Here is a 14,788-nt window from a genome sequence, read left to right on the forward strand (position 1 = left end):
GTACAGATGTATCGGTCCAGTTGTCTGCTCAGGCGATGGCGACGGCGGGCGCCTGGGTCAGGGAGCGCCGCAGCTGGGGCGCGGCATCAAGCCTGTCCTGGGCCGCCCGGAGGGCAAGGACCGCAATCTCGAGCCTGTCCGGCGGGAGGGTGAAGGGCACGCGCAGGTTGCGTTCAAACGCGCCGCCGATTCCGAACCGGGGTCCGGCCGCCAGCCTGATGCCGAATTCCGGGGCCAGTACGGTCAGCGCAGTGCTGATGGGCGCGGGGAGCCGGCACCACACGGAGAGGCCACCGGCAGGCGGAGTCACCTGCCATGCGGGAAGGTGCTCCGCCAGGAGGCCGAGCAGCGCGGACCGGTTACGGCGCAGCGTCTGCAGCAGTGCGGGCAGCGGCTCCTCCAGTGCCCGTACCAGGTGCGCCGCCGCGAGCTGCTCCATGACGGGGCCGCCAAGGTCCAGGGTGGTACGGGCCGCGGCAAACCGCTGAATCATGGCCTCCGAAGCGCGGATCCAGCCGGTACGGAGGCCTGCCCAGTGTGACTTGCTCAGCGATCCGATAGACACCACGGCGCTGCTGAAGCCGGCCAGGGGAGTGGTGGCAACGCCGTCGAGGTTCAGGTCGCGCAGCGTCTCATCCGCGACCAGCACGGTTTCGGCCAGGGCGGCCGCGCGGGCCAGCCGGCGGCGCTGGGCGTCAGGCATGATCATCCCCGTGGGGTTATGGAAATCCGGGACCAGGTAGGCGAGCTTCGGTTGCTGCTGGGCCATCACGGATTCCATGGCGGTAAGGTCCCAGCCGGACTCGGCGAAGGCCACCGGGACGGGGCGGCACCGGGCGGAACGGATGGCATCCAGCGCGTGGGGGTAGCTGGGATGCTCCACCAGGATGCGGTCCTGCCGGTCTGCCAGGGTGCGGATGATGATGGTGAGGGCGTGCTGGGCGCCGGAGGTCACCATGACCTGGCCCGGCTGCGTTGGCACTCCGGCGGCGGTGTACCGGTCCGCAATCGCTTGCCGCAGGGGCAGCAGTCCCAGGGCGTCGTAGCCGAACCCCGGCAGCAGTGCGGGGAGTTCCGTCAGCGCCGCGGCGAAGGCCCGGTGCACCACCTCCCCACTGGCAGGCAGCGCCGAATAGGCCAGGTCCACCAGTCCTCCGGGCGCCGTCAGACCGGGCGCGGTGAGCCCGGGTGCGGTGAGCCCGGGTGCTGCCAGGGCGCCGGCGGAAGGCGGCTGCGGGCCGAAGAGCGCCGGACCGAAGGGAGTCAGTTCGGGGATGCGGGTCTTGCCGCGGCTGCCTTGGCCACTGCTCAGGAAGCCTTGGTCCCGGAGGCTGGAGTATGCGGCCGTGATGGTTGTCCGGCTGACCGCCAGGGTTGAGCACAGCGAGCGCTCGCTGGGCAAGGCTGTATCCAGCGGGATCCGCCCGTCAAGGATGAGCAGCCGCACCACGTCCGCCAGTTCACGGTACGCGGGCCCGGGTCCGCTGTTCCACGGTCCAAGAAGGCGGGACAAAGCCAGGGCGGTAAGGGCAGCAGCCATGTAGCCAGTATTTCAGACTGGATATGTAATTGAATGCCAGTTGGCTGCGAGCATGGTTGCATGATGACCCGCAGACTCGTCCAGCTCTTCACCGGCCTCGCCATGTACGGCATCTCCCTGGCCATGTTCATCCGGGCCGGCCTGGGCCTGGACCCGTGGGACGTGTTCCACCAGGGGCTGGCCAACCGCAGCGGGCTGAGCATCGGCGTGGTGGTGATCGCCGTAAGTTTCCTGGTGCTGCTGCTCTGGATCCCGTTGCGCCAGATGCCCGGCTTCGGAACGCTCTGCAACGCCGTCCTGGTGGGCGTCTTCGCGGACATCGGGCTGGCACTGATCCCGCCGGCGACCCATCTGGCCGTTCAGGCTGGCCTTCTCACGGGGGCCGTGCTGGTGAACGCCGTTGCCTCGGCCTGCTACATCGGCGCCGGTTTCGGGCCAGGTGCCCGGGACGGCCTGATGACCGGCCTGGCCCGGCGCACGGGATGGTCCGTCAGGCTCTCCCGCACGCTCATCGAGGTGACGGTGCTGGCCGCCGGCTGGCTGCTCGGTGGATCGGTGGGCGCGGGTACCGTGGTCTACGCCTTGGCGATCGGTCCCTTGGTGCACATATTGCTGCCGCGCTTCATGGTCGGAACCGGGGAGTCCAAATCCGCCAAGGAGCCCAGCCCCGCGAACTGCTAACACCACCCAGACCGGATGTCAGGCCGGCGCGGGCTGGCACTTGGGGCAGAAATAGATGTCCCGTTCCTCTTCGCCGTTCGGCTTGCCCAGGAGCCCGCGCCGGATGGGGGTGCCGCATTTCAGGCATGGCCGTCGCTCACCCCCGTACACCCAGTAGCCCGGCCGGCCGGCCATCCTGCCTACCGGCAAGCCACGGGGATTGAGGACGGTGACACGGCGTCCCGGGCCCAGGTTGACCTCCAAGAGCTGCTTCGCGTCGATCATCAGGGTCCGCACGTCCGCGACGCCGGCGACGGGGGTGGCGGGATGTATTCCGGAGAGGAAGCACGCTTCGCAGCGGTAGATGTTGCCGATCCCCGCCAGGTTTCGCTGGTCCAGCAGCGCTACGCCGATGGGAACCTCGGGACGCGACCTGACACGGCGTTCGGCCTCGTCCAGGTCCCAGTCCGGGCCCAGGAGGTCCGGGCCGAGGAATCCGACGATCGAATCCTCATTGGCGGTGGCCACCACTTCCACGATTCCAAGGGAGAAACCGACGGCGTCGGCCACGGCGGTACGAAGGACGCACCGTGCGGTGAAACCCGGTTTGCGCCATCTCCCGCCGGGTGGATAGACCTGCCAGGCACCTTCCATCTTCAGGTGCGAGTGGATGGTCAGCCGCTTGTCCTCCGGGCCGACCACCCGCATCAGCAGGTGCTTGCCCCGGGGGACCACCTCGTCCACAGTCCAGCCGGAGAGGTCCAGCGTGGCGAACCGGGGCACACGGAAGTCCGAGGCAATCAGTGTCTGTCCCGCGAGGGCCGCATGCAATTGGTGCGCGGCCCGCCAGACGGAATCGCCCTCAGGCACGGATCCTCAGTCCCTTCGGCGTGGAGTAGGCGCCGGCGGAGCTGAGGGCAACGGCGACCGGAGTATCCAGGATTCCGTGCCCGTTCACCTTCTCCATGATCAGCTTGTCCACTGCTCCGCGGGTCACCACACCCACCAGCGCCGCACCTGCCGCCGCCAGGACGGCGTCGTCCTGGCTGAAGGCAAGCAGGGTCTTCCCGCCGCGCTCCACATAGAGGACCAGCGCCCCGTCCACCAGCACAACCAGCGCACCGGCCTTCCGGCCGGGCCGGTGGCCGGTGCCGGCGTCATCCTGCAAGGCCGGCCAGGGCAGGGCGGCACCGTAGGGGTTGGCGGGATCGGTGGCGGCGAGGGCCAGGGCCACGGGTTCCACCTTTGCCAGCTGGGTGTCCTCTGAGTAGGAGCGGAGCCGGTCCACGGTGGCGGGAACCGCGAACTGGGCGGCGCCGAGGTGTTCGATGAAGTAGCCGCGGCGGCAGCGGCCTGCCTCCTCCAGCCGGGCCAGCACCTTGTACATGAGCCCGAAGCCGCCCAGGATCTGCTCTGCCATAACGGAGCCCCTGGTGACCACGCCGTAACGGTCCAGCAGCAGTTCCGCGGTAGCGCGGGCGTGGACGGTGGCATCAAGTTCAGGCTCGGGCAGGGCAGACCAACGGCCGGCGGCAGTGGGCGGGGTGGCGGCACCCTGCGATCCATACCGGCCACCGGCGAGCCCGGGGGATCCCATCAGGCCTGTCCCGTGGGAACGGCCCAGGCGCCCCAGCCGCGGCGCCCTGGCGCGCGGTGCGCGGGCCACCTGGCGGTGGGCCGTGTGGCCCCCGGCAATCAGGGCGCGGACAGGGGAGAACGTGTCTCCGGTGATCCTCCCGGCCCACGCCAAGTCCCAGAGCGCGGCCACCACCTCCTGGTCGCTAAGGACGGTGTCCATGCCCCCGGCCACCTCGGTCAGCTGCCGGAAGAAATACCCGCCGCCGTTGTTCCGCAGGTGGTCCAGGAGCCGCCGGCCGGCGTCCCCCGGTTCAAACTCGGGCGACGGGTTGAGCGTCAATTCCACTGAGTCCGCCAAATGAAGGCTGATCCAGCCGTCGTTCCCGGGCAACGACCCGGCACCGGACCACAGGACTTCACCGGCGGCCATCAGTTCATCCAGCATGGCCGGCTGGTAGTTGGATACGCGGGTGGCCAGCACCAAGGGTTCCCATGCCGAGGCGGGCACGGGCACTCCCGAGAGCTGGTCGATAGCGGTGATGATGCCGTCCAGGCCCCGCAGGGAGGGCTGGCCACGGCCGCCGCCCGGGGTCCTGACATGCTGCCACGCGGGCAGGAAGCGTCCGTATGCGGCGCCGTCCACCGGCTCCACTTCCGCGCGCAGGGCGGCCAGCGAACGACGGCGGAGCTTGCGCAGTACTTCGGCGTCGCACCATTCACTGGCGACGGTGTGCGTGATGCCGGCCGAGGAGCCGGCAGGAGGTGGCGGCGGTTCATCCGGTGGCTGCGTTTCGGCACCAAGGCCGGATTCGTGGGCGGCGTCCTCCTGCGGTGGGGAGTCCGGGTGTGCGGTTCCGGGTGGGGTGACGTGCGGCCGGAATTCGCCTTCCACCACACGTCCATCTGCCGCCAGGCGTTTCAGCGCCGTGCCCACCACTGCCACGCCAAGACCCAGCCGGGCCGCCGCCTCCGCTGCGGTGAAGGGGCCGTGGGTGCGGGCATACCGGGAGACGAGGTCGCCCAGGGGATCGGCAACCGGCTCGATGAAGGCCAGCGGAACTCCCATGGGCAGCGGCACGCCGATGGCGTCGCGGAGCCGGGCGGCATCCTCCACTGCCGCGAAGCGTTCCACGCCGCCGATGTTGACCCTGATGGCGCGGTTGGCGCGCTGGAGGGCGGTCAGGTGCGCCGCCGCTTCCGCAACGGTGGCGGGGGCGGCTGCCTCCATGGGCACAGCTTCGAGGGGGACTCCGGGCGTGGCTTCGACGGCCACAGCATCTACAGGCGCGGCCTCGGCCTGGCCAACCACAGCGGCGTCCTGCCCCAGAACACCCTGAAGCCGTGCTGCGGCTTCCTCGGGGGCGAGCGGTCCCAGCAACCGCAGCAGGTCCGCGACGCCTTCCATTCCGCGTGCACGCCGGTCCGGGGCAAGGCGCTGCAGCTCGCGTTCGGTGGCCTCGATGACTTTGGCGTCCAGGAGTTCGCGCAGTTCCACCCTGCCCAGCAGCTCGTTGAGGAGCGTGGAGTCCAGCGCCAGGGCGGCGGCGCGCCGTTCCGCGAGCGGGGAATCACCCTCGTAGAGGAACTGGGCCACGTAGCCGAAGAGCAGGGACTTGGCGAAGGGCGAGGGCTGCTGCGTGGTGGTTTGCAGGATCCGCAGCTCCCGCCGTTCCACGGACGCGGCGATGTCCTTCAACGCCGGCAGATCGTAGACGTCCTGCAGGCATTCGCGCACAGTCTCCAGCACGATGGGGAAGGTGGGATATTTCCTGGCCACATCCAGCAGTTGGGCGGACCGCTGGCGCTGCTGCCACAGGGGTTGGCGTTTGCCGGGGGTCTGCCGGGGCAGCAGGAGCGCGCGGGCAGCACATTCCCGGAACCGCGACGCGAACAGGGCGCTGCCACCCACCTCGGCGGTGACGATCTGCTCCAGTTCCTCGGGGTCGAAGAGGAACAACTCGGCGCCGGGCGGCTCGTCCTCCATCATGGGCACCCGCAACACAATGCCGTCGTCGGCCGCCATCGCCGAGCCGTCCAGCCCGTAGCGCTGGTGGAGCCGCTGCCCCACGGCCAAGGCCCACGGCGCGTGCACCGGCATGCCAAACGGGCTGTGCAGGATGACACGCCAGTCGCCCAGTTCATCGTGGAACCGCTCCACCACCAGTGTGGTGTCGCTGGGAACCACTTCGGTGGCCTGCTTTTGCTCGGTGAGATACTGGATGAGGTTGTTGGCGGCGAAGTCGTCCAGTCCGCTGGCCTTGCAGCGCTCGGTGGCTGGGGCGACGTCGGACGCGGACAGTTCGCGAACAAACGCGCCCAGGGCGCGGCCCAGGTCCACTGGGCGGCCCAGCGAGTCACCCTTCCAGAACGGCAGCTTTCCGGGCTGCCCGAACGCAGGGGAGACCAGGACGCGGTCGTGCGTGATGTCCTCGATCTTCCAGCTGGTGGCGCCCAGGGCAAAGACGTCACCCACCCGGGACTCGTAAACCATTTCCTCGTCCAGCTCCCCCACGCGGCGGCCGCCCTTGGGCGCGCGCGCCGGTTTGCCGTCCTCCGAAGGGGAGGCCGAACCTTCCTGTTCGGTGCCGATGATGTAGACGCCGAACAGGCCGCGGTCCGGAATGGTGCCGCCGGAGGTGACGGCCAGGCGCTGGGCTCCCGGCCGGCCCTCGATGGTGCCGGCATTGCGGTCCCAGATGATCCTGGGCCGGAGTTCGGCGAATTCGTCGGACGGGTACCGCCCCGCCAGCAGGTCCAGGGTGGCCTCGAACGCTGACCGGGGGAGGGACGCGAACGGCGCGGAACGCCGGACGGTGCTGAACCATTCCTCCACGTCGATGCTGCCCAGGGCCGTGGCGGCCACGGTCTGCTGGGCAAGGATGTCCAGCGGGTTGGCAGGAATGCTGAGCCGCTCGATCTTGCCGTCCAGCATGCGCTCCACCGTGATGGCCGTGTGGACCAGGTCTGCCCGGTGCTTTGGGAAAAGGACGCCCTGGGAAATCTCGCCCACCTGGTGCCCGGCACGGCCCACCCGCTGCAGGCCGCTGGCTACCGAGGGCGGCGACTCCACCTGCACCACCAGGTCCACCGCACCCATGTCGATGCCCAGCTCCAGCGATGACGTTGCCACCACGCACCGCAGCCGCCCCGACTTGAGGTCGTCCTCGATGAGTGCGCGCTGGTCCTTTGAAACGGAACCGTGGTGGGCCCGGGCCAGCACCGGGTCTGCCCCCGCAGAGCTCCCGGCCTGGGCCATCATGTGCGCCGGCGTGGCCGTTGATGCGGGAACGCCCGACGCCGGTCCCCCCGGAGGTGCTTCGCCCCAGGCCGCCTGCCCTTCCGGACCGGGTTCGTCCCAGCCGCCGCCTACAGCGACCAGCTGGCGCTCGGCGTAGATCTCGTTGAGCCTGGCCGTCAGCCGCTCGGCAAGGCGCCGGGAATTGGCGAAGACAATGGTGGACTGGTTGGCCAGCACCAGGTCGACGATTTTTTCCTCCACATGAGGCCAGATGGATGCCTGCGGCTGGAGCCCGGACGCGGGACCGGAATCGAACGCTCCCGCAGCACCCTGCAGGTCCGACATGTCCTCCACGGGTACGGATACGGTGAGGTCCCAGTTCTTCCTGGCCGGCGGCGCGACGATTTCCACGGGGGCCGAGCCGGCAAGGAACTGGGCCACGAGTTCCTTGGGCTCCACAGTGGCGGAAAGCCCGATGCGCTGCGCAGGTTTGGGCAGCAGCGCGTCCAGCCGCTCCAGGGAGACAGCGAGGTGCGCGCCACGTTTGGTGCCGGCCACGGCGTGGACCTCGTCGATGATGATGGTGTCCACCTCCGCCAGGGTCTCCCGGGCCTTTGAAGTAAGCATGAGGAACAACGACTCGGGCGTGGTGATGAGGATGTCCGGCGGGTTACTGAGGAGCCCGCGGCGCTCCGCTGCGGGCGTATCCCCGGACCGGACCCCCACCGTGATCAGCGGTGCCGGAAGTCCCAGCCGCTTGGCCGTCTGGGTGATGCCGATCAAGGGTGACCGCAGGTTCCGTTCCACGTCCACACCCAGCGCCTTAAGGGGCGAAATGTAGAGGACGCGGGTCTTGCGCTTGGGCGCGCGGGTCCGCTTTCCCTTTGCGGGTGCCGGATCAGCGCCGGCATCGGGGGCCTGGGACGCTGAGTGCAAAAGCCGGTCCAGTGCCCAGAGGAAGGCCGCGAGGGTCTTTCCGGAACCGGTGGGGGCCACCACCAGCGCATGCGAGCCGGAGGAGATGGCGTTCCAGGCCCCGGCCTGGGCAGGTGTCGGCTCGGAAAATGCGCCGAGGAACCAGTCCCGGGTGGGCCGGCTGAACTGGCCCATGGCTGCGGCCGCGCCGGATCCACCGCTGCCGGCAGGGCGCTGTTCCTGGTTCATGCCTCCATCATGCCCCAAGGCACCGACAGCCAACTCCGGGACGGCATGGTGTTCCGCCTGCAGCCGAATTCTGCAGGATCCCAAGTGAATTTGGCACCGCCAGGCTGATATTTCCGCCCGGCGATATCCCGCTCAACTGGTCCCTGCCCAGGTGATCCCCACTCAGGCAGTTCCGGCCTCCGGCAGGTCCTTGGTGGCCGGGCCCTCCAGCAGCTTGCCCTCGTTGGTGAAGCGGGAGCCGTGCAGCGGGCAGTCCCACGTCCGTTCATTGTCGTTCCAGTGCAGGATGCCGCCCATGTGGGTGCACACTGCCGACAACCGGCACGTGGTTCCTTCCACCGTCGACACCGCCACCGGCCTGTTGCCGTCACGGTAGACCTTGCCCTGCCCTTCCGGCGGGATGGCTACCGCAGAAGGACCAGTCGCCACGGGAACGGGCGCCTGGTCCGTGCCCCGCTTCAGGCCGCCGATCTTCCGGCCCTCGGCGGTCACCTTTCCCCAGTCCGACGCCATCCTCGCAGCCACGCCGGCGTTGAGGGCGACGGCGGAGAGCGCACCTGCGGGCGACGTGATCCGGTGGTGGATGGTGTCGGCCCAGGGCACCTGTCCGCCCAGGATGTCCGCCGAGATGCCCAGGGCGGCGGCCACGGCGTTCGTCATTCCCCACTTGTTGTAGCCGGTGCCAAAGTAGATCTGGCCCTTGCCGCGGGGTAGTTTCCCGAAGAACGGCATGAGGTTGGTGGCCATGTAATCCTGCGCGGACCACGTATGGGTCGTGACGGCGCCGGGGTAGTGCTGCCCGGCCCAGTCGAGCAGGCCGCTGAGGTGTGCCTTCTCCGACCCGGTGCGGCCTACCTGGTTGCCGTGGCCACCCACCAGCAGCAGGTTCCTGCCGTCCACCTCGTAGTCGCGGAGGGAGTGGGTGGGCTGCTCCACGGAGATGTACATCCCGGGCGGGGGTGCCTGGTCCTCCGCGAGTTGGAGTGCGGCCGCGTAGGAGCGGCTTGGCTTCAGCTTCGCGAAATAGAGGCCGCGGTCCAGGACGGGGATACCGGTGGCCAGGACCACCTTGTCCGCCCTGACGCTGCCCCGGTCGGTCCGGACGGCAGAGGGGGAATCTCCGGTCACGTCGCGGAGGCGAACACCACTGACGATCCGTCCGCCGCGGCTGCGGATGTCCGCCACCAGGGCGTCAAGGACGTCCATCGGGTTGATCTGGGCCTGGTTCCGCATGCGCACGGCGCCGTGCACCGGAAAGGGCAGGCCGGCGTCGCGCACGTAGTCAACGTCCAGGCCCGCGGTACCCGCGGCGCTGATCTCTTCCCGCAGCTTCTCAGTGCCCTGCGCGGAGGCGGCGTAGGTGTAGGCGTCGCGGCGCTGGAACGGCACCTTGTGTTCCTCCAGGTAGCGCAGCAGCCACGCCTGTCCTTCCCGGTTTCCGTCAACGTAGGCCTGCACCTGTTTCTGCGAGTACTGGCGGGCAAGCTGGGACAGGAACGTTCCCTGGAGCAGGGTTACTTTGGCCGTGGTGTTGCCGGTGGTCACGGCGCCGGGGTGCCGGGCTTCCAGCACCAGCACGCTCTGCCCGGACCTGGCCAGCAGCAAGGCCGCAACCAGGCCGGTGAGGCCGGCACCGGCCACCACGGTGTCGTACCTGGTGTCCGGTTCGAATGGATCAGAGGTAAAGGGGTCCCTGCGGTCCAGCCAAATCGATGTCATGCCAGTCCAACCTGCCTCCGGCTCAAGGCCTTTCACAGGCCACTTTGTGATGGGTCTGTTACTGACCCGTACTGCCCACGCCGTATTTGATAAGTATACTTACAATGTCGGGGTTTAAGTCTACGGTCGAGAACGATTGGTCGCGCACCGCCCGGCAGCCAGAATGCACCAACGACACAAGCAGGAGACATCATGACAACCATGAATTCCGGCGGTCGCACCGTAGGCCGGACCAATATCCAAAAAGCCACCCTTGCCGTAGGCGTGGTCTTCCTCCTGGTGGGTATCCTGGGGTTCATCCCGGGCATCACCTCCAACTACGACTCCCTGGGCTTCGCGGGACATGGTTCCGGGGCGCTGCTGCTGGGTCTCTTCCAGGTTTCGATCCTGCACAACATCGTCCACCTGCTCTTCGGAATCGCGGGCGTTGCCATGGCGCGCAGTGCGGCTGCCTCCCGGAACTACCTGGTGGTCGGCGGGGCCATCTACCTGGTGCTTTGGCTCTACGGCCTGCTCATCGGCCAGGACAGCGCGGCCAACTTCGTGCCCGTCAACACCGCGGACAATTGGCTGCACTTCATCCTCGGAGTGGCCATGATCGGCCTGGGCGTGGTTCTGTCCCGCGGCACCGCGCGGGCAGGCCGCACCAGCACCGCAACGCGGTAAGCACCACAGCAATGCGGTAAGCACTGGAAGGGCCGGCGTCGAACCAGAAGCGTCCGACGCCGGCCCAACAGTACGGAAGGCGGCCCGGCTTGTCAGCCGGGCCGCCTTCCGTTTGTTCAGGGTCTTTCCCCAGTGGTCAGGCGGGCTGGAATGCTCCGATGCTGAGCAGCGTGATGTCCGCGTTGCTGCAGGCCGTGGTGGGCTGCGGGATGAACAGGGAGTCGGTGTCCTCCGGCGGGTAGACCCGGTAACCGGCGGCATCCACGGCTGTGCAGCCCTGGTAGTTTCGGGCCTGCGTGTAGCGGAGGACGGCGGTGCCGGTCTGTCCCGGGGCCAGGAGGACGTCAACGACGCCAGCCGAATCATCCCGTGTTGCCGGAGCGCCGATGGGGGCGCCCGCGGCATCCGCCACCAGGGAGACGCCGGGGAATCCCCTGAGGATGCAGGGATCGGAGCCCTTGTTGGTCAGGTTGAGCTTCATGAAGACACTGCCGGCCGCGCCGCCCCCGGAGGCGTCGGTGGCGGCGGTGAGCCCCGCTGCCTTGCACAGCCCGGGCTGGCCGGCGGCAGTGGTGCCCGGAGCGGGGGAGGACGGCGTGGACACGGGCGGCGCCGAAGACGCCGGAGGCGGCGTGCTGGCCGACGGCGTGGCGGACTGGCTGGCCTGCCCGCTGCCGGAGGGCGACGCCGTTGTTTGGGACTGCGGCTGGCTTGGACCGCACGCGGTGAGCAACAGCGCCGCCGCTGCGGCCGCCGTCGTCATAACCAACCCCTGGGAAATTTTCTGAGACCTCATGGCACCACCTTCGCGGTAGCCGTTGCCCGCGTCAACGATGCCGCCTCCATCGCGGCAATTTGATGCCCGGATCGTGATGATCCGGGCGCCAAATGCGTTGCCTGCTTACCGGCCCGGGCGTTGCTCCGACCGCCGGATTCTCCCGGTCCTTCAGTCGGTCTCCGGGCCGGTGCAGTAGTGGCAGTCCTCCGGGCAGTCAGTCATGCCGGCACCCCTGCCAGGTCGAAGCCGTCTGCGATGTGGAACAGGCGCCGGCCGCCCGCAGGAGCTGTCACCCAGACCACATCGCCGTCGTCGGTCCTGGCGTCCACCGCGCCGCTGAACACGGTGCGTCCATTCCTTTTGAGTTCCACGGCGTCACCGATCCCGACGGTGTCCCAGCGGACCGGGCTTTGTACGCGGCTCGTCATTGAAGTCACGGTTTTTCCTTCTAAGCAGTTTGGCCGGGCGGCCGTTGCCGCCCGGTGATGCCATCAAACAGGTACGCGATTGTCCGGTTCAATGGAGGAATGGCTACTTCCGGCGAACAGCCTTTGTGCACCGCTCCAGCAATCGCCAGTGTTGGCCTGTGGCCTGCGGGGACCAACGGCCTGTGACGCTGCGAAGGGCCAGGGTTAGACTGCCTGCGTACGTGTTGGCGATCGAAGGAGAAGTTCATGGACTACACCGGAAGCCAGTCGGAGAAGGCCGTTCCCGCGGGTGAACTGGGCCGCAGCCACATCGGGCAGACCATTAGTTTCCAGCCGAACGAGTTCACGGTGGTGTTCGGCAAACTTGCCGGAATCGCGCGGACAGAGGCCATGGTCTACCTGTCCCTGACCGGGGTTGGTAACGGCACGCACCTGAAGGACGAATACGACCTGCCGGCGACCCACGAGGTCTTCGTACCGGTGGATGTCATTTCCAATGCGGAGTCCACCATCAAGGACCTGTTCGGCAAGGTCCAGGAGAACCTTCGCGGGACCGGCCACAAGGCTGGCGAGGACCGGACAGACCGGCTCTAGCTGCTTTTAGGGCGCAAACGAGCGCTGCTGACAGGCAGTTGAAGCGCGTGGACGACGGCGGCAAGTCCCGCCGTCGTCCGCGTCACCCCGGCGCGCCGCACGCCCTCATGGCCCGTTGCCCTAATAGGCCTTCACGCGCTGCTCTACGACGAGGTGGATCAAGGCGAACACGCCATCGGAGTCGATGGCTGCCAACGCGGCTTCCAGGGCCGCCGGCACGTCCTGGTCCTCGGTGACGGTGATGCCGAATCCACCGAAAGCCTTTGCCATCAGCGCGAAATCCGGGTTCTTCAGCTGCGTCCCGGACACGCGCTGCGGGTAGTGCCGCTCCTGGTGCGTCCGGATGGTGCCGTATTCCTGGTTGTCCATGACCACCACCAGGGGCGTGGCGCCGTACTGGGCCGCAGTGGCCAACTCCTGCCCATTCATGAGGAATTCCCCGTCCCCGGCGATGGTCACCACGCGGCGTCCCGGTTCCGCCAGCGATGCGGCAATGGCGGACGGTACCGAGTACCCCATGGAACCGTTGCGCGCGCTGATCATGGAGGCGTAGCGGCGGGTAGGGAAATACCGGTGGGCCCAGTTGGTGTGTTCGCCTGCCCCGAACGTCACCATGGCATCCTCCGGAAGGCGGGGCACCAGGTTGGCCATCAGGGTGTCCATCCTCGCCCTGCCCGGAGCGGGCCGGGCCGGAGGGAGCGCCCCGAAGCTTTCCTGTTCCGCCCGCATCCTCGCCGTCCAGTCCGTCCACTCCTCCTTTACCGGCGGGCTGATGCCCTCAAGGTCGCGGACGAAGGCTTCCGGTTTGGCCAGGATCTGCCGGGACACAGGCCCGGACCGTCCGCGCAGCGAGGGGTCAACCGTCACCAGGAAGTTCTTCTTGCTCCAGTCCTGGCGGCAGACGAACCCGTCAGTGATCACATCTCCGGGCACCGTGCCCACAAACACCAGGAGGTCGGTCTCCTCCAGCAGGTCATACGTGGGCCGCGGCCGCCCGTACCCGATGGGCCCCACATAGGACGGCGAATCAAAGGAGACCGTGCCCTGGGTGCGCCATTCGGCAGCGGCCGGGATGTGGTGCTGCTCGAGCCAGGCGGTGAGCCGGTGGGCGGCGTCCTGGGTCCAGTCGTTGCCGCCGGTGACGAAGAGCGGCTTGCTGGATTCGGCCAGGGCAGCTTTCAGCGCAGCGGCGTCGGAGCTGCTCATGCCGCCCGCAGCCACGGGGATCGCGGGGTGCAGTACGGGACTGATTTGCTGCCGGATGACGTCCTCGGGCAGGCCGACCACCACGGGCCCGGGCCGTCCGCTCATGGCCGCAAACATGGCTTCGGCCACGATCTCCGAGGCGCGTTCCGGATGGTCAAGGACCATGACGCGCTTGGCGCCGGTATCGAACCAGGACTTGATGTCGAACTCCTGGAACGCCTCCCTGTCGCGGTGGGCAAACGGGATCAGGCCCACGAACAGCAGCATGGGGGTGGAGTCCTGCCAGGCGGTGTGGAGGCCCACGTGCGCATTCGCGGCGCCGGGCCCCCTCGTGACCATCGCGACGCCCGGGCGCTGTTGCATCTTGCCGTCGGCCTCCGCCATGTACGCGGCCCCGCCCTCGTGCCGGCACACGATGGTTTCGATGTCGGAGCTGTGCAGGCCGTCCAGCACGTCGAGGAAACTCTCGCCGGGTACCACGTAGGTGCGTTCCACGCCGTGGGCAACCAGCGAATCAACGATGACGTGCCCGGCGGATTTCTGGGTGGGCACCGCGGGGTCCTGGTGATGGACGACGACGGCGGGCTGGGTACGGGAAGTGGTCAGGGTGGGCTGCGGCTCTGGTGTCATGTTCTTTCTTTAGCTCGGAGGTCGGCGGAAGTATTGCGGTCAGGAGATGGGCGTCCGGTTGGCGATGACGGGGGAGGTTCCGGTGTAGCCGTCGCGGGTTTCGGCGATTTGGCGGATGCGGGTGCGGCAGGCGTACCAGCCGGCGATCATGAGGATGGAGGCGATGGCGGTGACGAGCATGGTCAGGGGTGAGTCGATGAAGACCATGATGAGGACCCCGGCGAGGAAGAGCAGGGAGAGGTAACCGGTGTAGGGGGCGCCGAACATCCGGAAGGAGGGGCGTTCGACCCAGCCTTTGTCGGCCCAGCGTTTGAGTTGGATTTGGCAGAGCACGATGGTGGCCCAGGTCATGACGATGCCGACGGAGGCGATGTTCAGCACGATTTCGAAGGCTTCGGCGGGGACGAGGTAGTTCAGGGGGACGCCGAGGAGGGAGACGGTGGCGGTGATGGCGATGCCGCCGTAGGGGACGCCTGCTTTGTTCATGCGGGAGGCGAAGCGCGGGGCGGAGCCGTTGACGGACATGGAGCGCAGGATCCGGCCGGTGGAGTAGAGCCCGGCGTTGAGGGAGGACAGGGCGGCGGTGA

11 protein-coding genes and 1 pseudogene are annotated in these 14,788 nt (G+C 68.2%); 4 read left to right on the plus strand and 8 right to left on the minus strand.

Translation table 11 applies throughout. The annotated features are described in order from the left end of the window. Window positions 1–28: 28 nt before the first annotated feature. The gene (locus J7I84_RS10390) at window positions 29–1,540 is read right to left on the minus strand and encodes a PLP-dependent aminotransferase family protein (RefSeq protein ID WP_214944186.1); all 1,512 of its coding nucleotides are present in this window, start codon (window positions 1,538–1,540) and stop codon (window positions 29–31) included. Between the two features lie 60 nt (window positions 1,541–1,600). Here J7I84_RS10390 and J7I84_RS10395 point away from each other — a divergent pair, with 60 nt between their 5' ends. Next, window positions 1,601–2,221, plus strand: coding sequence for a YitT family protein (locus J7I84_RS10395; RefSeq protein ID WP_214944188.1), 621 nt, complete (start codon window positions 1,601–1,603; stop codon window positions 2,219–2,221). Window positions 2,222–2,239: 18 nt separating this feature from the next. Here the strand turns inward: J7I84_RS10395 and J7I84_RS10400 are convergent, their stop codons facing one another. The 3 genes from J7I84_RS10400 to J7I84_RS10410 form a co-directional block, all read right to left on the minus strand. After that, entirely contained in the window at window positions 2,240–3,070 is an 831-nt protein-coding gene (locus J7I84_RS10400) for a DNA-formamidopyrimidine glycosylase family protein (protein WP_214944190.1), read from the minus strand. After that, window positions 3,063–8,180, minus strand: a complete 5,118-nt coding sequence (locus J7I84_RS10405; protein ID WP_214944192.1) for a DEAD/DEAH box helicase — start codon at window positions 8,178–8,180, stop codon at window positions 3,063–3,065. Before J7I84_RS10405 ends, J7I84_RS10400 begins: the two co-directional genes overlap by 8 nt. Window positions 8,181–8,342: 162 nt before the next feature. Further along, window positions 8,343–9,899 (minus strand): FAD-dependent oxidoreductase, encoded by a 1,557-nt coding sequence (locus tag J7I84_RS10410; protein ID WP_214944194.1) that lies wholly within the window; start codon window positions 9,897–9,899, stop codon window positions 8,343–8,345. 192 nt (window positions 9,900–10,091) lie between these two features. Here J7I84_RS10410 and J7I84_RS10415 point away from each other — a divergent pair, with 192 nt between their 5' ends. After that, window positions 10,092–10,565 (plus strand): DUF4383 domain-containing protein, encoded by a 474-nt coding sequence (locus J7I84_RS10415; RefSeq protein ID WP_214944196.1) that lies wholly within the window; start codon window positions 10,092–10,094, stop codon window positions 10,563–10,565. Window positions 10,566–10,701: 136 nt separating this feature from the next. Here J7I84_RS10415 and J7I84_RS21910 read toward each other — a convergent pair whose 3' ends face one another. Continuing rightward, complete coding sequence (locus tag J7I84_RS21910; RefSeq protein WP_311381115.1) at window positions 10,702–11,115, minus strand: DUF4232 domain-containing protein; 414 nt, start codon at window positions 11,113–11,115, stop codon at window positions 10,702–10,704. Between J7I84_RS21910 and J7I84_RS21915 the strand changes: the two genes are divergently transcribed. Continuing rightward, window positions 11,045–11,353 carry a hypothetical protein gene (locus J7I84_RS21915; RefSeq protein ID WP_311381114.1) on the plus strand — a complete coding sequence of 103 codons (309 nt, stop codon included), beginning with the start codon at window positions 11,045–11,047 and terminating at the stop codon, window positions 11,351–11,353. The genes J7I84_RS21910 and J7I84_RS21915 overlap by 71 nt on opposite strands. Window positions 11,354–11,561: 208 nt before the next feature. On the opposite strand, the gene J7I84_RS10425 is transcribed toward J7I84_RS21915, so the two are convergent. Next, the gene (locus J7I84_RS10425; protein WP_214944230.1) at window positions 11,562–11,771 is read right to left on the minus strand and encodes a hypothetical protein; all 210 of its coding nucleotides are present in this window, start codon (window positions 11,769–11,771) and stop codon (window positions 11,562–11,564) included. A 246-nt stretch (window positions 11,772–12,017) separates the two neighbouring features. Between J7I84_RS10425 and J7I84_RS10430 the strand changes: the two genes are divergently transcribed. Then, a complete protein-coding gene (locus J7I84_RS10430) occupies window positions 12,018–12,365 on the plus strand; it encodes a hypothetical protein (RefSeq protein ID WP_214944200.1) in 348 nt (115 codons plus the stop codon). A 120-nt stretch (window positions 12,366–12,485) separates the two neighbouring features. Here the strand turns inward: J7I84_RS10430 and J7I84_RS10435 are convergent, their stop codons facing one another. Together J7I84_RS10435 and J7I84_RS10440 are read right to left on the minus strand one after the other, a co-directional pair. Next, window positions 12,486–14,201: a thiamine pyrophosphate-dependent enzyme gene (locus J7I84_RS10435; RefSeq protein WP_214944202.1), complete on the minus strand. Its 1,716-nt coding sequence runs from the start codon at window positions 14,199–14,201 to the stop codon at window positions 12,486–12,488. Between the two features lie 39 nt (window positions 14,202–14,240). After that, window positions 14,241–14,788, minus strand: a pseudogene (locus tag J7I84_RS10440) (amino acid permease); the annotation flags it as partial.

The sequence above is a fragment of the Arthrobacter sp. ISL-85 genome (genome assembly GCF_018613675.1).
Classification (GTDB): domain Bacteria; phylum Actinomycetota; class Actinomycetes; order Actinomycetales; family Micrococcaceae; genus Arthrobacter.